The organism is Tissierella carlieri (assembly GCF_018917285.1).
Classification (GTDB): domain Bacteria; phylum Bacillota; class Clostridia; order Tissierellales; family Tissierellaceae; genus Tissierella; species Tissierella carlieri.
The window spans coordinates 166223-183914 of the sequence record NZ_JAHLOH010000056.1; the positions used below are offsets into that span (position 1 = coordinate 166223).

General features: G+C 31.0%; 19 protein-coding genes. All 19 read right to left on the reverse strand.

Annotated elements, in window-relative coordinates; all coding sequences use genetic code 11:
* Positions 1 to 115: 115 nt before the first annotated feature.
* The 19 genes from KQI38_RS21055 to KQI38_RS21145 all read right to left on the reverse strand — a co-directional run bounded on the left by KQI38_RS21055 (position 116) and on the right by KQI38_RS21145 (position 17308).
* On the reverse strand, positions 116 to 1009 hold the full coding sequence (locus tag KQI38_RS21055; RefSeq protein WP_216562997.1) for an AlbA family DNA-binding domain-containing protein: 894 nt from the start codon (positions 1007 to 1009) through the stop codon (positions 116 to 118).
* A 182-nt stretch (positions 1010 to 1191) separates the two neighbouring features.
* Complete coding sequence (locus tag KQI38_RS21060; protein WP_216562998.1) at positions 1192 to 1872, reverse strand: MAE_28990/MAE_18760 family HEPN-like nuclease; 681 nt, start codon at positions 1870 to 1872, stop codon at positions 1192 to 1194.
* Entirely contained in the window at positions 1856 to 2923 is a 1068-nt protein-coding gene (locus KQI38_RS21065) for a DUF262 domain-containing protein (protein ID WP_216562999.1), read from the reverse strand. The genes KQI38_RS21060 and KQI38_RS21065 overlap by 17 nt, the downstream gene beginning before the upstream one ends.
* Positions 2923 to 3972 carry a DNA cytosine methyltransferase gene (locus KQI38_RS21070; protein ID WP_216563000.1) on the reverse strand — a complete coding sequence of 350 codons (1050 nt, stop codon included), beginning with the start codon at positions 3970 to 3972 and terminating at the stop codon, positions 2923 to 2925. The genes KQI38_RS21065 and KQI38_RS21070 overlap by 1 nt, the downstream gene beginning before the upstream one ends.
* A gap of 30 nt (positions 3973 to 4002) precedes the next feature.
* Positions 4003 to 4224 (reverse strand): helix-turn-helix domain-containing protein, encoded by a 222-nt coding sequence (locus KQI38_RS21075; RefSeq protein ID WP_216563001.1) that lies wholly within the window; start codon positions 4222 to 4224, stop codon positions 4003 to 4005.
* A 192-nt stretch (positions 4225 to 4416) separates the two neighbouring features.
* Complete coding sequence (locus KQI38_RS21080; RefSeq protein ID WP_216563002.1) at positions 4417 to 5631, reverse strand: recombinase family protein; 1215 nt, start codon at positions 5629 to 5631, stop codon at positions 4417 to 4419.
* A 656-nt stretch (positions 5632 to 6287) separates the two neighbouring features.
* A complete protein-coding gene (locus tag KQI38_RS21085; protein ID WP_216563004.1) occupies positions 6288 to 6917 on the reverse strand; it encodes an Abi family protein in 630 nt (209 codons plus the stop codon).
* Positions 6904 to 7236, reverse strand: a complete 333-nt coding sequence (locus KQI38_RS21090) for an Abi family protein (RefSeq protein ID WP_216563006.1) — start codon at positions 7234 to 7236, stop codon at positions 6904 to 6906. Before KQI38_RS21090 ends, KQI38_RS21085 begins: the two co-directional genes overlap by 14 nt.
* 319 nt (positions 7237 to 7555) lie before the next feature.
* The gene (locus KQI38_RS21095) at positions 7556 to 8809 is read right to left on the reverse strand and encodes a transposase (protein ID WP_216563008.1); all 1254 of its coding nucleotides are present in this window, start codon (positions 8807 to 8809) and stop codon (positions 7556 to 7558) included.
* Positions 8810 to 9132: 323 nt separating this feature from the next.
* The gene (locus tag KQI38_RS21100; RefSeq protein ID WP_216563010.1) at positions 9133 to 9717 is read right to left on the reverse strand and encodes a hypothetical protein; all 585 of its coding nucleotides are present in this window, start codon (positions 9715 to 9717) and stop codon (positions 9133 to 9135) included.
* Between the two features lie 168 nt (positions 9718 to 9885).
* Positions 9886 to 10074, reverse strand: a complete 189-nt coding sequence (locus tag KQI38_RS21105) for a hypothetical protein (protein WP_216563012.1) — start codon at positions 10072 to 10074, stop codon at positions 9886 to 9888.
* Positions 10075 to 10113: 39 nt separating this feature from the next.
* The gene (locus KQI38_RS21110; RefSeq protein ID WP_216563014.1) at positions 10114 to 10317 is read right to left on the reverse strand and encodes a hypothetical protein; all 204 of its coding nucleotides are present in this window, start codon (positions 10315 to 10317) and stop codon (positions 10114 to 10116) included.
* A gap of 290 nt (positions 10318 to 10607) precedes the next feature.
* A complete protein-coding gene (locus KQI38_RS21115; protein ID WP_216563016.1) occupies positions 10608 to 10910 on the reverse strand; it encodes a hypothetical protein in 303 nt (100 codons plus the stop codon).
* Positions 10911 to 11064: 154 nt separating this feature from the next.
* Positions 11065 to 12723, reverse strand: a complete 1659-nt coding sequence (locus tag KQI38_RS21120) for a recombinase family protein (protein WP_216563018.1) — start codon at positions 12721 to 12723, stop codon at positions 11065 to 11067.
* A gap of 2 nt (positions 12724 to 12725) precedes the next feature.
* Entirely contained in the window at positions 12726 to 13643 is a 918-nt protein-coding gene (locus KQI38_RS21125) for a recombinase family protein (RefSeq protein ID WP_216563020.1), read from the reverse strand.
* Positions 13644 to 13654: 11 nt separating this feature from the next.
* Complete coding sequence (locus KQI38_RS21130; protein ID WP_216563022.1) at positions 13655 to 15253, reverse strand: recombinase family protein; 1599 nt, start codon at positions 15251 to 15253, stop codon at positions 13655 to 13657.
* 79 nt (positions 15254 to 15332) lie between these two features.
* A complete protein-coding gene (locus tag KQI38_RS21135) occupies positions 15333 to 15494 on the reverse strand; it encodes an SHOCT domain-containing protein (protein ID WP_216563024.1) in 162 nt (53 codons plus the stop codon).
* 622 nt (positions 15495 to 16116) lie between these two features.
* Positions 16117 to 16581, reverse strand: a complete 465-nt coding sequence (locus KQI38_RS21140) for an RNA polymerase sigma factor (RefSeq protein WP_216563026.1) — start codon at positions 16579 to 16581, stop codon at positions 16117 to 16119.
* A gap of 568 nt (positions 16582 to 17149) precedes the next feature.
* On the reverse strand, positions 17150 to 17308 hold the full coding sequence (locus tag KQI38_RS21145; protein WP_216563028.1) for a hypothetical protein: 159 nt from the start codon (positions 17306 to 17308) through the stop codon (positions 17150 to 17152).
* Positions 17309 to 17692 lie beyond the last annotated feature (384 nt).

Here is a 17692-nt window from a genome sequence, read left to right on the forward strand (position 1 = left end):
TAGGGAGATTGTATCCCCTTGGTGGAAGGTGATTTTTACAATTGCAAACAACAAAATCCCCAAACATATATTAATCTTTTTAAAGTATCTTTATTCTGTAACTAGATTATATAATCTAGATTTTTTTTGTTAAATTCTCAATTGCTTTAACTAACCTTTCATTTATGTCTTCACCTATAGCCATTGGTTGAAGATTCTTATTAGGGTTTATCATTTGTTCTACTCTATATTCATTTCCCAAGACATCCTTAAATTCCAATATTAATTTGACAGAATCCTTTCCAAATGCCTGTTCCCTAAAACCGAATCCAGATATATCCATTCTAAATGGATTGTTTTTATCTATGGCTGGAATTTCTAAAGGGAAATCATCAATAAAATGATTTTTCAATGCTAATGGAAATGGATCAAATGTCAGCTTAACATCTAATGCAACTGTGTCGTTTAATGAGATAATTACTAATTCTTCTATTCTAGGTTTATTTGGATGACTTCTCATAACTCCACGTATGTTAGGTTTAGTAAATTGTCTTAAGGATCTTAATGTTTCAACTTGAAAATGAGTTGCACCATCAGAATGAGCTCCTGCACGAATATAATATTTTCTATCATATGCCATATGCGGAACTATATTGCTCTTTAAAAATCTGATGACTAAAATCACCCTATCCTCATCAATATTAGGAGTAGCGGCTTCATGTTCAATCACATATATCTCATATTCACCTAACGGCTCTGTGAGTTTAATAGCATTATCTGCCCAGTCCCTAATACTTTGTTTCCCTTTATTCATTGGAATACCACCATCGATAGTTCCATTATCACTGATACCTGTAATAAAAACTCCACCGCCAGAATTCCAAAATGAAGATGCAGCAATTGATATTTTGTTTCTTAATATGTCAAGTGGAATCTTACTCGACTTATATTCAAGTTCACTTGATTCCTCTTTTGGTAGATCTAACAGAACTTCATAATCCCATTCTATTATATTTTTATAACTGCTCATAGCATCAACTCCTTTGTTTATTCTCTATTTGAGAGTATTATTTAGCCACTTTCGTATTTCTTGTATTTTTAATGTTTTCGTATTGAAATTGTAAGCAATAAAACATCTGGATTGCTAATATTAACAAAATAGCAGAAGTAAATAATCACCCCTGCTATTAAGAAATAAAATTCACTTAATATTTATATTTTATATTGTCTTTCATCATAATAAATTTTCATTCCATCTAATAATCCTTTTAAGAATGTAACCGTCTGATCTTTAATTTCTTCTAGATCATTGAGGGTATAATCTCTTCCACACTCTGCGAATGACAAGGTTCCATGTGCTAAATCATTTCTTCTATCTTTTACAGCTTCCAATACTGCTCCACCATTGCAACTTTCTTCTGTAGTAAACCGGATGCCATGATCCTTGCATACATTGCGAATTTGCTGTGCATCTAAATTTCCACTAATATCTGCTGCTTTTCGATCTAGTTCAATAGTTTCACCTAAAATAACTGCATTGACAATTTCTAAAGCCTTATCTTTATATGAATAATAATGTGCTGATTCCTTGTATACCTGTTTAAATTTATAAGAAAACCAAATATCTTTTATTTCTTTTCTTACTGTATTATATGTAAGTCCTTCTTGTTTAAACTTATCATATATTTCAAGAATTCCTCCCATTACAGTTGATTCTACGAGATTGTAAATCATTAATAACGCATTAGCTTTAAGTATTTTTAAAAATTCATCACTAGTATATTCATGATGAATCTCAATAGAAAGCTGTAATTCCTGCAATTTTTCAAGTGCGATATAATATGTATTAATCTCTTCTATCCTTTCATCAAACATATCAAATATTGCTTGCATCTTCTCTATCCTTCAATAATTCATCACGAACAAATTCAATTCTTCCAGTAACTCTTGCAGGTGAGTTACTTGCATGTGTAGTAGTATGTTTTTTAAACTCATCTGAATCAAGCCAATCCATAGATTTAGGAACTAGATTTGGGTTTTCTCTTAACGCTAAAGCAACTCCTACTGAGATTGCCTCAAATCTTACTCTTGGTGTAGACTTCGCTTTTGCAGACTTAGCAAAACCATTAGGAAAATATTTTTTTACAAACATTAGCATATTTTCAAACTCATTCTTCATACCATCACTATCAAATTGATCTTTATTATTTTCTACATATTCATCTAAAAAGTTGTCCACTCTATGATCAAAATTTTTATAATTATTTAGAAATGCAAAAAATCTTAAAACAAGCTCTAATTCTTCATATCTTTTTCTCATAGTTTCACTTATTGGACAAAGTTCAATAAATAACGGATTTTTTGTGCATTCCATTAGATAATCTATAAATGCTCCACTGTAACTACCCCTTCTTATTTCACTTGGAGTGGCTGCTCTGCCTGTAGTATTAATTCTATTAAATATTTCTTGTCTAATATCCAAAGAGGTTTCATCTGATAAAACTATTATTCTCATACTTGTTTTATCAAATTTTTTTCTATAATATTGAGGAATATTGCTGTAGCTAAAACCTTCAAGAGTTGTTAATTTTTTCAATCCACTTAATATAAGATCATCTGACATAAATTCTTCCATCGCTTGAGTACGCTGAGCACCATCTATAATTTCACATCTACCATCTTCAGTATCCGAAAAAAACATAAATGGAATAGGTAAGCCTAATATAATTGATTCAATAAATCTATTTTTATCATCTAGTTTCCAAATATATTGCCTTTGATATTCGTCTGGAATATAGAATTCTTCTTCTCTAAATTTTTGAATCAAAAAATCAATAGTATAATCTCTTGTATTATATTCAATTTCTTTTCTCAATTCACGTATTTGATTTTCTGCCTCTTGTTTTTGTTTTTCAGTAATATTGTTCAATTTCACTACTCCCATCATTCCACCTCCATTTCTTCAATGTGCTGAAGAATACTTATTCCAACAGCCCTTCCAAGCTCAACTGGAACTGCATTTCCAATATGAATTCCAATTTGTCTATTAGTTTGTTGGTTATCAGGATCAATAAATTGGTAATATGAAGGAAATGATTGTAAAATAGCACCTTCTCTCATTGATATAGCCCTATCTTGCTCTGGATGTCCAAATCGCCCATTCCCATATCCATAAAACTGAGTCGTTATTGTTGGTGAAGGTTTATCCCATGACATTCTTCCATATACTGACTTGTATCCATTTCCAGACTTTTTTTTATGACATGGAAGTATTAACTCTTCATCCCAATCCTGCCATGTTCCCCCTGGAACAGATTGTCTTATCCGCTCTTTATTCTTTTTTGATAACCTGCTTGATCTATGTAGCAAGTCACTTCTACAAGTTTCTCCATCATTAATATGTGGTAATTTTTTAATTGCGTCCTCTACAGTTATATAACTTTTTTCATTATATAATGGAGGAATAATATTGATTTTTCCATAGATAGATGCTAACAAAACCAATCGTCTTCTCAACTGTGGTACTCCATAATCTGCACAATTAACAACACTCCACGAAACATTGTAGCCTAATTCCTCTAGCGATTTTACAAAGTCCAAAAATACCTTTTCAGTTTCTAACTGTGGCACATTTTCCATTGAAATAATTTCTGGTTGCATCTCTCTCACAATATTTGAAAAGTAATATAATAACTTCCACTTTTCGTCTTTTTTCCCATCCTTATTATATCTAAGTGAATAATTAGAAAAGGGTTGACAAGGAGCACACCCCATCAAAATTTTAATGCTGTTATTGGGATAAAGTGACTGAATAAATTGTGCTGTAACATTTTCTACCCCTTCGTTAATAAATTTTGCATTATTATTAGTTTCATAAGCAAAACGACAAGTTTCATCTATATCTATCCCAGCAGCAACATTTATACCTGCCAACTCGACTCCATGAGTTAAACCACCAATTCCACAAAATAAATCTACAGCAACACATGGCATTATTTATCACCTCTACTTTCCCAAAAATTTTCAATCTATATTTGGATTTTCTATAAACAATAAATATGTTTCTACATCTAGTGCTTCAGCAATTTTCTGAATATTATCTAATGAAATACTTCTTTTTTCACGTTCCACAGCACTAATATATGTTCTATGTAAACCGGCTTTTTCCGCAAAGGCTTCTTGTGATAAACCTCTTAGCAAACGATATTCTTTTACGTTATTTGCAAAAACTTTAATTATATCCATAATCACACACCACCTCAAACTAATTTTATATAAACGCATACAATAAGTCAACATACAATAAGTAACAAATATATTTTTTTAGATTTTTATTCCAACAATACAACCTTAGCCAATCTTAAGGTTTTGTCTTAATAGATTCCCCTTATTTTAGTAAATATAAAGGTTTCTTAAATAGATGTCCTCGTGCGCTTATTACTTATATTTAAGTGTAATATTTAATTTTTCTTCATTATTGTAACAAATGTCCACGTAATCATTAAAAATCAAAATCTTTTCAACTCTATTCCTAACAATTTCCTTAATCCATTCTTCATTCAATGTAGTAGAATCTTCACACATACTCCTCCCTTCCTCCATCCTCGTTGCACATCTCCAAACAACCTTGCCTCTTTCAGTTCTTCTCCTATAAGATGCTCCACAATATCCACATTCCAGTATGTTTCCTAATAAATATTTACTATTATACCTTCTCCCCTTAGACTCTACTGTACCGTCTTCTTTACAAACTACTCTTGATCTTTTAATCATTTCCTCCTGTACCTTATCAAAAACTTCAACAGATACAATAGCTGTATGACTATTACTTATATAGTAACTATCCATTTGTCCGGTATTCTTCACTTTCTTACCTGTCATGAAATCTTCTGTATATGTCTTTTGTAGCATAGTATCACCCTTGTATTTTTCATTCTTCAGCATTTTTTGAATGGTAGTTGTATCCCAATGTTCATTTCCTGTAACCGTCTTAATATCCATTGATTCCAAATACCCCTTTATCTGCCCAAATGATAAACCCTTTAAGTATAATTCAAATATCTTTCTAACCACTTCAGCTTGCTCAGGTACAATTACTAATTCTCCATCTACACATGTATATCCCATAAAGTTCTTATATTTAGTAAAGATTTCTCCTCTTTCAAACTTACGTTGAAATCCCCATTGGATATTTTCACTAGTATTTTTACTCTCATCTTGAGCAATCATGCTTCTTAAGGTTATTTCAAATTCCTTGTCCACTCTAATAGAGTCCAAATTTTCATTTTCAAAATGCATATTAATGCTCCTTTCTCTCAGATATCTGATGATTTTTAGAACTTCCACAGTATCTCTAGATAGTCTACTAATGGATTTTACTAAAATATAGTCAATTTTGCCTTTAGTTGCTTTCTTTAACATCTTATCAAGGCCTATTCTTCCTTTTCTTCTTAATCCACTTTTACCAACGTCATAAAATACACCCGCAAAAATCCAATCCGGATTATCTTGTATCATATTTGTGTAATATCCTATCTGCCATTGCAAGCTGTTTCTTTGAATTTTGTTTAAGATACTCACTCGGCAATATGCTGCAACTCTTAGCTTTTTATATTCCAAAGATTTAGGTGGTATAAATATTATCTTTTTCATAATTAATTCACCGACTCCTATATGAAATGTTCGTCTTATATTTTTATATTAAAAAAGGACATGAAAGCTCTCACTCTCACATCCTTAATTCTACCTCATTTACTTTGACATCTCTTATAATTTAGCCATTTTTATGTTGCAACAGGATTATGGATTCCACATGCCTTGAAGGGATAATTCTGATGCAGGAAATATATAGTCCCCCCTTGGTGTTAGATTATATTTTCAATAATTCCAACACTCAACCTTTGTTTTATATAATAGTTACATAGATTATAGCATGACAACTGTAATTTCTCGATATTTAATTTAGTAAATTAAAAGCTGCCAACAATAAAACCCTCAGTGTACTGAGGATTTTAGTCTTAGCAGATTTTCAGCTGAAACCGATGCCACTTTCTATCACAGCTTTATACTTTAAAATCTTTTTTCTTTATCCTATTAACTAGTTTTACTTTCCAAAATAAAAAAAGAAACAATCAGAATGATAAAAATGCATTTCAATTCTCTTGCTCTAATATTTCTTTTACTACAAACTATATTTTTATATTTTAAATTAATAAAGGGACAAAACATATAGTTTTGCCCCTCCCATTTTGGAATATTTGGTTACAGGCATTACCCATGCCTTCCAATGGTACTATTATTATATTCAACTATAATATATTTATTCTGTCATATCGTTCTTTCCAATCGGTTGGAAGAATCTCAAACAGATATATATCAAACTTAGATTTTTTAATAAGTCTATCAAGTTCTATACCTAACTGTTTCGAGTCCTTATCACTAAGTATTTTTTTCAAAGCATATATCCGAGAGAATAAATCAGTATTAGTAACTAGAATATCCTTTTCATCAGCTACAGGAAGAACAACCGAAGATGTTTTCCCTATAAGCTTATTATGATGGGCACAAACATTTCTTAAATTTCTAACTGCATCTAGCCATGTATCCATTTGTTTTGTTACTTCTTTACCATAATTCTTTTTAGAATATCCATATATAAGAACTGATTTTCTTAAGTCACCTCTAAGAAAAGCATATATATTTGTTATGATCCCAAGTTCAAAATATGAGAATGCTGCCCAACAGGGAATCTTTCTTTTTGAACGACTACCTCCACTTCTATAGTCTTTTAATTCTGGATATCTGTTTACTTTTTGACGCAATTCTTTTTCCTGAATCTGCAAATTCTTAAAAAAAGTAGTATCAAAAAATTTTTGATTAGACTTTCTCCTGTTTTTATCTCTATCTCCTTTTGTAGCAGTATAATTATCCTTGTCCAAATAAAAAAGCTGCATTTTCTGTCTTTAATGAAACTGCATTTGCAAGATGACTCTTAAACTGTATCTCTGCTTTCTTTGTATAATCAAAAAATATTTTACGTAATTTAACATCAAAATCATATGATTCAAACAATAAGTCCTGATTTGGCTTTGCTTTGATAACATTAGACTGTGACAATAAGTATTTTCCATACCTGCTTAATCTAAAATAACCCGTGTAAATCATTAATTTCTTCACACGAGTTTTTCTTTTAAAAGTTATATATTTTTTCATCAGTTCCGCTTGGTGATCTAAGTCAATTGGCTTATCAGTATTCATAGTAATCCCCTTAAAATAAAAAAAAGAATGGTAGACCATTCTTAATCCCGCTAATGGAATATTTGGTTACAGGCACGACCCATGCCTTCCTACGGTTAATTATATATTAACATAAAATATCTTATTCGTCAACTTTTTTAATTATTCAACAGAGATTTCGCATCAAATTTCCAGTAAAAAATTTAATTTTACTGGAATTGTATTTCTTTACACTTGTTTGAAAAATTGGTAGAGATACAGACCGATAGGTCCTAAAAATAGGTACACTTTCCCCTACCCCAAGAAATCTTAATAATCAATTTCCAGTTTTGTTTTTAAATTAGGTTTTTTCGAATATTGGATTATTCCAATTATCCTCTATAATAAATCGTTCATCTCTTATATCTTCAATAATATTTATCTGAAGCATTTTCTTCTTTCTAAAACCTCTTATACACCTAAAAAAGTATAATTGCATCAGATTAAATGCTATTACTATAAACATTAACACAGTTTCTACACCCGTAGGGCTATGAAGGAAGCAATGGTCTAAATGCCATTCTGTTTTTAGTTGATGAAATGCGTTATTTTCAATATCCCATCTTTTATGCATTATCTTATATAAAGTCTCTACTGGAGTAACTTTGTCTGTAGTTATAATCCATCCTTCTTTAAACTCTACTTTATCTTTACTATGAACTTCTTCTACAAATTTTATGAACCTTACTTTAATAGATGAATCAGACATTTCAAAACCATCTTCATCCCAAACTTTAATTATTCTATAATTATTGTTTGTTTTCTTAATGATCCACTCTCTATCTGCCTGACGGCATTTAAATAATGCTAATGCATCTTTTACAATATTAAGTCTTTCATCTTTAACCCTAACTACTGCATCCATTCCTATGGAAATGACTTCTTTGATCCAAATAGAATTACAATACAGGGCATCAGCTACTATAATGTCTGCAAAGTGATGAAACTCTTTATACAATTTTTTAATTAGCCTTTTACCACCTGTAATTTCACCTTCATCCTTATTTGATCCATCTTTTTTAGGTTCAAGCATTTCCTGTCCTAAGATAAGATGTGGGTCAGAACCTACAGTTGAACACACTACTGATCTATGAAAGTAATGAGTAACTCCATCTTTATGAACCCTGGAAAGACATTTATCACAGCACTTTTTAGTACTTTCAAAGAGCTCTACACCATCTATAGCAGCTACTTTTAATCCATCTATAGTACCATTTCTAAATACTTTATTTTTTATAGCAGTCTTTACTATATGATTATGCATATTTTTTAAACCATCTAAGTCAAAATCACTTAAGCATCGTCTAACGGTATCAATCCGTGGTATTTTAGTTTTTTTAGGCACTACTTTTTTAAATTTGCCTCTTTCAAACCAATGGTCTAACCTATTGAAACTTCTTATTTGAAGCATAAATCCAAACAACACCACAAAGCTAACTGTTGAAATTTTCACTTGAGATTTTACTCTTTTATCTTTTAAGGTATTGATTTTTTCTCCTATATCATATACCTTATTAATATAGGTGAATAATTGTTTTAAATAACTTTTGTTCATCTTATCAGCATCCTTTTTCGGTTAGTTTCTAGGCAAAACTATTATAAAAAGGATGCTTTTATTTTGCAAACTTTTTCTCTATAATTTCCAATAAAAATCGGAATTTATAATATTTGTGATTCTTATCTTCAAATTCGTATAAATCAACGGGCTATCGCCCAGAAAAATTTTCAAGTGCTAAACTTCTGATTATTCAATAAAATTATATATTAAAATTCAAACCTCTGTAATTTAATTATATCATACCTTAGAAATTCTAAGAAGTAGTTTATACCATCTAATATATAAAGACTACATTACTTGATCATTTTTTCAAATTATCCTTACTCTAACCTCATCATTGCATCATTATATTGCTCTTTATTCAAAGTCTCATCTTTATATTTTTCTATTTTCTCAACTGCCTTTTCGTAAAGTTCCATTGGAATAAGAGGTTCAACGCCATATGTTTTAAAATCTTGCTCCGATAATACTTTCTCTATTTTACCAAAATATTTATTTACTCTCTTTGGATTAAATAGTTCTACATCATATCCAACTCCATGGCTGAACTTATATTCCTCTTCTACTATGGTAAGGAGTTCCTTATCCATCGGTTTCTTTAGAAACTCTTCTAACTCACTTGATACATCCCCTTGGATATTCTCTTCATATTGCTCCAATCTTTGATTCAATTCTGCAACTAAATATCTCTTAACCATAGTAAATGTGACATGTTCTTTTGCTTCTTCATAAGAAAGTTTTCCATCTTCGTACTTATCTATGGCATCTTTTATTAAAATGTCTGGTGGATTATCATAATATTCTATAACCATTTTATATATCCATTTTACAATTGTTGCTTCAGCATCATTTACCTGAAGTTCTCCATCTCTCCAATCATATCCTCTTGGTATATTTTTCCCCATAAAATATACCCTTTACGGTTAATTTAAAATACAGATTCTCTCAATATCTCTCTAATTCAATTATATCCATACCAACACTTAGTATCAACTTTCTTTTTAAAATATTAATTTCTATCTTTAATTTAGAACCACGATTTAAAAGTAATATTACTTAATATATAATGTTATCTATTCCATTTTCATTCCTAACTGATTTGAACGGCATACATTAAGCATATCCTCTACTTTATCTGGTACATTATCAAAATCCACATGATAGTCACGTTCTAAAACTACTGTATACCAATAATCATAAGGTATATAAGTCTGATCCAAATATTTTTTATTACTAGCAGATAGATTCTCATCTCCTTGCATAATAACTCCCCTTGGAGTTAAAAAGTAAGTCCCCCAATGCTAACCAGAAGATTCTAAATCAAGTGAAAGAATTCCAAGTCCTATATGTCCAGTATCCCTTCCCCTTATTATTGCAGGAACTTCAACAAAGTCATAAGTATAACTATCAAGATAATCTGATTGATAAACATCTACAAAAATATCATGCATCTTCTTCTTTAATATATCTTTTGCATAGGTATCATCTGTCGAATTACAAGACATATCAAGTTTTTTGAAATCTACTGTTAGAAATCTACTGTTATAAGTAATTCATTTAAGTGTTCAATATACTCTTTTTGTAAATCTTTATTTTCCATAGTCTTTCCACCTTTATTTTATATTTTACTAAAGGAATTCAGAGATGCGATAACAATAAATACATTCAATAAGTTTTTATCCCTACTATACCTCATATAAGCTTTATCCCTGATTTTAGTTCCTCTATCTCTTTCTGATCCCACAACTTTTCAAATTCATCTCTTGTAAAAGCTAGAAAGTCCTTTGCCTCTACTTCACCTTGCTGAATTGGAGCAAGATATGTAATAACCCGTTTGCATAGTTCTTGATCTGGACGATTCATTATAAAACCACCGTAGATTGATTCCAATATTAATTTGATCATATATATCTGTCAAGATTACTTTATCTGCAGTATGAGCATTCTTACCATTAAAATTTGCTATATTCTCAGGTGACATATCAAATACAAATTCTTTATATCTATTATTACTTTCTGTTCTATAAACATAAGCATATCCAGGGTTTCCTTCTATCATTTCATATAGTTTATCTCGCCCCATATTTTCTGCCTTCATTACCAATATTATAAATTTGTCCCATATATCATATAGTAATAATCTAAAAAAATAAAATCCGCAGCATTTTTACTGGGATTTTATTTTTAGCAGACTATTATTATCATCAAGCTAGTAACTATTTTCTATTACCCTAGTTACTGCTCCTATATTTCTAGTCATAATAATCTACTATCTGTTCCATAACTATTCCTGATTCAAACTGTATCTTAAGTCTTTCACCTTTACTCACTTTAATGGTTTCAATTAACTTTCGTACCAAGTCCTCATCAAACTCTCTTACTTTTGGATTTACAGTCTTTAAGGTGCTATCTGCTTCTATCATTCGCTGTTCATACATCTCATCCTGTTCCTTCCCTTGTACAAGCCTTATTTTTGCCTTTTTAAGCTCATTTATCTCTTGGGATATCCTTTTGTATTCATCATCAAAATCTCTTGCCACAGCTCCTTGTTTTGCGTTTTCTTCGATTAATGACAGCATTTCTTTTTGCAGATACTCTATCTTTTCATCATATTCTGTTGCAATATTCTTTGTAGAATAGTTCCCTATGACTCTGATAATATTTTCTCTGAATGCTCCTATAAACTCTCCATTATTTTCTACTACATTATTAATAGCTGTCATTATTGTATGATGTAGTGGTTCTTCTTTAAGGGTAGGTGAGTTTTTACAAGTTGCTTTTACACCATTTTTCAGTCTGTTTTCACATCTCCATACTGCACTTTTTTGCCCATATTTTGACCAGGTTTGTCTTCGATAGGGATGTCCACATTCGGCACATACTAATATTTCTGTTAATGCATATTTAGAGCTGAATTTACTTTTCTCTTTTTTTAGTTTGTTTGCTTTCCTTGTGACTGCTGCTTTATTCAGGCTGGCACGTCTTGTTTTTTCTTCCTGTACTTTATAAAATATTTCCTTTGGTATAATGGCCTCATGGTTATCTTCAATATAGTACTGAGGTACGATCCCATTATTTTTTACTCGCTTCTTTGTCAGAAAGTCTACAGTATAGGTCTTCTGCATTAGGGCATCTCCCATATACTTTTCATTGATTAACATTCTTTCAATTACACTGGCATGCCACGTATCCTTTCCCGTTACCGTTTTAACTTTATCTGCTTCTAAGGCTCTCGTAATCTGTAGTATACTACTTCCTTCTAAATACATTCTAAAAATACGCCTTACTGTCTCTGCTTGCCCAGGCACTATGACCAGCTCACCTGTTTTTTTATCCTTGGTATATCCCATAAATTTCTTATGATTAACTGTGATGATTCCATTTTCATATCTTCTTACGATTCCCCATCTTGTGTTTTCACTTATATTTCTACTTTCTTCTTGTGCCTGACTGCTTAAAATGGTGATTAGCAACTCTCCTGAACCTTCTAAGGTATTTACACCTTCTTTTTCAAATAATATGGCAATGTTTTTTTCTTTTAGTTTTCTTATTGTTTGTAAAGCATCTACGGTATTCCTTGCAAATCTGCTGACGGACTTAGTGATTATCATATCTATTTTTCCTGCCATGCAGTCTTCTATCATGGCATTAAAATCGTCTCTTTTTTTCGTATTAGTTGCAGATATACCGTCATCTGCATAGATACCTGCCAGTTTCCAATTAGGATTACTATTTATCTTCTCTGTATAATAATCAATTTGGGCTTCATAACTGCCCTCTTGTTGTTCTAACTTTGTACTGACCCTACAGTAAGCTGCTACTCTTAGGATTTTTAATTCTGGCCGGATACCTTTATTATAAATATTCTGTGCAGGAATAATTGACACTTTCTTCTTTACTGGTACTGCCATTCTTATTCATCCTTTCTTACGTCTTCATAATCTTCCTCCATAGTAATTTCATTTATAAATTCCACTACGACTTTTCCATCCTTATGGACGATTATTTGTTTTATTATGGTCTTAAATAACTCCTCATCAAATTCCATCAGTTGTTCTTTCTCAGCAAGTGCTTGTCTCATTTTTTCTGTGCTATAGGCATAATCATCTATTTTAGTGATACTATAATAGGCTTTTGCTCTTTTAAAGATTAGTCCCGATAGCTCCTTTGAAGAAAATTGTTCTTCTTCCTCCAGCTCTTTGATTCTTTCTTCTATCTTTCTGATTTCCATAGTTATTTTTGGAGGTTCTTTTTTCTTTTCTTCATCCAAGAGCCACATTTTTGATAGGACTTTATTTGTTGCTGATATAAATATGTTTTCTATCTCTTCACCCGTTAAAAATGGATTTCTGCAACATATTTTTCTCTGATAAATATATCTTTTGCATTTCCAATTTCTACTTTCTGATGCTTTACCGACATTTTCAATATACTCCCGGTAAATTTCCCCACATTCTCCACATATTATTTTCCCGCTATATACGGCTTGATTTTTTATTTTATTTACCTGGGTAGTTTTCCCAAACCTAGTTGCAATTTCTTTTCTGCGATTCTGCACAGATTCAAAGGTTTTTTCATTTATAATCTGAGGATGTATTGTATCTCCTAAGTATTTAATATTCACCAATATTGTTCTTACAGATCCATAACTCCAGCTAATCTTGTTATTTGCATTAGGTATTCCCTTGGCTATAAGATATTCTGCTATTTTATCGGTGGATACTCCGTTCAAATAGTCCTTAAAAATCTTTTTAACTAATTCTGCTTTTTTCTTATCCAAGACTATTTTTCCATCTACCATCTTATAGCCTATTGGTACATTTCTTCGCATACACCTTCACCTCACTTTTCTACATACACTATTAACTCTAAAGTATTAATCAGTCTGAAAGCAATTTCAGGATCTTTCCCTATGAAAATTTTATCTACTGTCTCTATAAATAAGTTTTTATCGTAGTCTTCCAATATCTCTGGATTGCATCTAATAATGTCAAGTAATCGCAAAGTTCCTTCTATCTCCTTTTCAAAACCGTTATTAACTAGTAATTGGTTTCTTCTCTTCTTAGTTTCTTCAATCTCTATAGTCAGTGCATTTTGCCTTTCTATAAAAATAGCAGGGTCAATATATCCTTTCGATACTACTCGATTTAGGATTTGACCCTGCTCTGTTAATTCCATTATTTTATTATTTAATTCTGTTATTTCTTTCTCCTGCTCTTCATTAGTTCTTAGGTTCTTTAAGGACTCAAGTAGTGGATACAGGATATCTGTGTAATTAGTCACTAGTTTATTCCACATGGTTAAGAAGGCTTCCTTTATAATTTCATCTCTCGTGGCCTTTATGCTACATTTTTCTTTATCTCTTATATGCTGAGCACAGGACCACTGGACTCTTTCATTTGGCTTTCCTATACTGACTTTTTGTCTGTGGTATGTACTTCCACATTCACTGCATATAATCTTACTGCTAAAATCATATCTGTTTTGATATTTGCCACCCTCTCCTACTCCTATCTGTTTTCTTCTATATTCAAGGATTTCACCTACCATTTGTCCTTCTTCTCTTGTAATAATAGCTTCATGATTATTTTCAATAAAATACTGAGGTAGTTCCCCTTTATTTATTTTTTGTCTAAAAGGAAGTACCTCAGTGCTATATGTTTTTTGTAATAATAAATCCCCTTGATAGACGGGATTTTGTAATATATCATTTATCACACTATGTTTCCATTTTTCTGCTGTTCTAATGGTTGGTATATTATCTTGATTTAGCCCACTAGTAATTACATAAGTCCCTTTGCCATTTAAATACTCTGTGAAAATTCTTCTAATAATTTTAGCTTCATCTTCTTTAATTATCAGCTGTCCATTCTCATCATTCATATATCCATAGGCTGGGGTATTTATTTTATATGTTCCATCTTCAAACTGTTTTCTAATTCCCCACTTGGTGTTAGCTGAAGTATTTTCTGACTCAGTTTGTGCAATGGAACTTAGTATTGTAGGCATTTGTTCACTTTTTTCTGATAAGGTATTGATATGTTCCTTTTCAAAGTATACTCCTATTCCTAAAAGTCTTAATTTCCTGATTGCCTTAATACTGTCTACTGTATTTCTGGCAAATCTTGTGAATGATTTAGTAACAATCATATCAATCTTACCATCTTCACAATCTTGCATCATTCGTGAAAAGTCATCTCTTTTTTCTACTTGAGTACCACTTCTACCCTCATCAGAATAGATTCCTGCATATTCCCAGTCATCCCTTTTTCCTATATAATTTTTATAATATTCCACTTGATAATAAAAGGAATCCTGTTGCTCTATAGAATCTGTACTGACTCTTGCATAAGCACATACCCTTTTTTTAGGCTTCAATTCTAACATAACTTTCTGATGTATAGGCTCTATTTTCTTGACTTTCTTCACTTTATTTATCATGGTTTTTCCTCCTTTCTTTGATATTTACTTCTTCTTAGCAACATACACTACCACAAGATTTCCTCAATATCTAGTGTTATTACGCATATACTTCAGAGAGTTCTGGAGAAAATGTCTGACGGTTCAGTTCATCAATTTTTACATATTCATCCTCTGTTATAATCCCTCTGGAAAGCAGTATATTTAAAAGTTTCAAAGCCATCTTATATTCTACTTCCTTAATAGACTGCTCCTTTGTCATATGAATTCCCCCATTCTATGTAATTTGTATTTTAATCCTAATATCTCTTTTTAATATCACAAAAATAGGGACCACTATATTTGTAAAACAAAATATATTATCTCTTGCCTTAAATAAGTGATCCCCATTGCTTCTAATATTAAAATTATTAGATAACTAAAAGTATGTGTTGTATTTAGACACTACTATCCCCAACACAGAAAGCCTTATATAAGGCTTAAAGGGCGATTTCATAAACTGAAGTTGGTTATTCTTCATCATAGGAGTTTCACCTCCACCGGGATCTCCGCTGGCTGCCCCCATTGGGATATCTGTGGCTGGGCAGAAGTATCATTATAGGCTGATAAGATTACGGCGAACAACCTACCATGGATTGTTTTTAGGAACAGATGGGTACCGCTCTACACCTTAGAAGGCCGACTTTTATATAAAATAAATCTTTTATACAGGTGGTCTTGGCGCATCTTCCTTTGTCGCTTTTCCATCTCTGGCTTATCAGCTAATGTATTTATGAAATCGGATATTTAGTTTTCAAAGTGCAACCTGTAAAATAAAAAACAGGGAAGAGAAAAATATCCCTTCACCTGTTTCCACATTTGAAGCCTGTTTTTGAAGTCTAAATTTAAAACTTTTTTATTTTTTCTTCTAATTTCTTTTTGGCAATGTCTATACTATACTTAACTGCACGTATAGAGCAGTTTTCCATTTTTGCAATTTCTTTTAGTGAAAACCCATAATCATAATATAAAAGTAATCTTTTTCTTTGAACATCAGGTAATTCTCCTATTGCTTTCCAAAATTCAGTTTTCATTTCTTTTTCTAGTATAATTTCTTCTATACCTTTTGACTTTTCAAAGATTCTTCTGCTAAGAGTTTCATCGGTAAGCTCTGAATGTTCTAGATTTCTTTCATCAGAGCGAGTAAGATTTCTATCAATTTTATTTAATTCAAATAAAGCAGAGTAAATATCAAAGTTAATCTCTATCCTATGAAGTACATAATTTCCGTCAAAAAATGAAACATAATATTGTTCTTTATCTATACCTTCAGTCTTTTCAAGAATGTAAGCATTCATAAAGTTTACCATTCGTATTCCTCCAATTTTTTCATTTTTGTTTAATTAGAAAAAATCAGAAGATCACGGATATCTAGCAATATAAGTTTCCCAACGCTTCATACTTCCCCCTTATCTTTTGATAAATAAAAAGCCGAGAATAACAAAATCGTTATTCTCGGCTTTTTAGCTGCCATATTATTGGAAAATAGTATAAGTCGTCCCAACCACAAATCCATTTGTCTTTTTAATTCATATGAATTTGGGTTTCAAACATTTGACCCACATCAGCTCACTATTCCTCGCTGTGTTAGGGTATAAAAATAGCCCCGGCACTTTGATTAAAAATGTCGAGGTCCATGGATTATCTATTTATTTAATTATGCTATACTCTTCCATAATACATAGTATATGGTACTACTTATCTAAAGTCAGTATCAACAGATATGTATTAAGTATGCAATTAGTCTGCTAATAACTATAGACATATATTTTTTGTTTTAAGTAAAAAGCCTCTACTGGGATAATCCTTTTCATATAACAATTTTATAGTAGAGCCATAACTTTACATTGTTATTTAAATTAATAATATCCTTTGCCATTATCTTTTAGAAATATCTTTTACTTCTAAATTTCCAGATCTATTAGAAAAGTAAATAACTAAATTATCACTGTTGTAAGAAACCTCAAAAAAATATACTTTTTCTTTTATTTTTTCAACATTTTCTCCATTCAAATCCATACATCTGCAGATAAACAAAATTTAACTCCTAATTTTTGAACGTTCAAGGTGCTAATTTTATATTAATTAGAAATCGTCATTGTAATGCTAGCCATATTTTACATCAATTTAAAATTATTTTATAATACTTAACTTCTTTAATAGCATGTACACTTTCTTCACATAAATCAACGTTCTTGTATTAATTATATCAATTTTATTTCACTGTGCTGCACTTTGTAATGAACTATATATTTTAATGTCATGAACTAAGATTTTAATGCTGTAGTTACTTCTATTTATATTAATGAAGATTCTAAATATCAAAATTTTATAAAATTTAAATGGTATATAGAACAATAAAGTGCAAGTTTCCTCCCGATTCATCCTATTACATCACGGAAAAAAGCTGAGAACAAGACA

What these genes read in the sequence shown, in the direction of transcription:
- KQI38_RS21055 (WP_216562997.1), bottom strand. Translation starts at nt 1,009, where the DNA reads ATGAGCAGTTATAAAAATATAATAGAATGGGATTATGAAGTTCTGTTA.
- KQI38_RS21060 (WP_216562998.1), bottom strand. Translation starts at nt 1,872, where the DNA reads ATGCAAGCAATATTTGATATGTTTGATGAAAGGATAGAAGAGATTAAT.
- KQI38_RS21065 (WP_216562999.1), bottom strand. Translation starts at nt 2,923, where the DNA reads ATGGGAGTAGTGAAATTGAACAATATTACTGAAAAACAAAAACAAGAG.
- KQI38_RS21070 (WP_216563000.1), bottom strand. Translation starts at nt 3,972, where the DNA reads ATGCCATGTGTTGCTGTAGATTTATTTTGTGGAATTGGTGGTTTAACT.
- KQI38_RS21075 (WP_216563001.1), bottom strand. Translation starts at nt 4,224, where the DNA reads ATGGATATAATTAAAGTTTTTGCAAATAACGTAAAAGAATATCGTTTG.
- KQI38_RS21080 (WP_216563002.1), bottom strand. Translation starts at nt 5,631, where the DNA reads ATGAAAAAGATAATATTTATACCACCTAAATCTTTGGAATATAAAAAG.
- KQI38_RS21090 (WP_216563006.1), bottom strand. Translation starts at nt 7,236, where the DNA reads ATGAATACTGATAAGCCAATTGACTTAGATCACCAAGCGGAACTGATG.
- KQI38_RS21095 (WP_216563008.1), bottom strand. Translation starts at nt 8,809, where the DNA reads ATGAACAAAAGTTATTTAAAACAATTATTCACCTATATTAATAAGGTA.
- KQI38_RS21100 (WP_216563010.1), bottom strand. Translation starts at nt 9,717, where the DNA reads ATGGGGAAAAATATACCAAGAGGATATGATTGGAGAGATGGAGAACTT.
- KQI38_RS21105 (WP_216563012.1), bottom strand. Translation starts at nt 10,074, where the DNA reads ATGCAAGGAGATGAGAATCTATCTGCTAGTAATAAAAAATATTTGGAT.
- KQI38_RS21110 (WP_216563014.1), bottom strand. Translation starts at nt 10,317, where the DNA reads ATGTCTTGTAATTCGACAGATGATACCTATGCAAAAGATATATTAAAG.
- KQI38_RS21115 (WP_216563016.1), bottom strand. Translation starts at nt 10,910, where the DNA reads ATGAAGGCAGAAAATATGGGGCGAGATAAACTATATGAAATGATAGAA.
- KQI38_RS21120 (WP_216563018.1), bottom strand. Translation starts at nt 12,723, where the DNA reads ATGGCAGTACCAGTAAAGAAGAAAGTGTCAATTATTCCTGCACAGAAT.
- KQI38_RS21125 (WP_216563020.1), bottom strand. Translation starts at nt 13,643, where the DNA reads ATGCGAAGAAATGTACCAATAGGCTATAAGATGGTAGATGGAAAAATA.
- KQI38_RS21130 (WP_216563022.1), bottom strand. Translation starts at nt 15,253, where the DNA reads ATGATAAATAAAGTGAAGAAAGTCAAGAAAATAGAGCCTATACATCAG.
- KQI38_RS21135 (WP_216563024.1), bottom strand. Translation starts at nt 15,494, where the DNA reads ATGACAAAGGAGCAGTCTATTAAGGAAGTAGAATATAAGATGGCTTTG.
- KQI38_RS21140 (WP_216563026.1), bottom strand. Translation starts at nt 16,581, where the DNA reads ATGGTAAACTTTATGAATGCTTACATTCTTGAAAAGACTGAAGGTATA.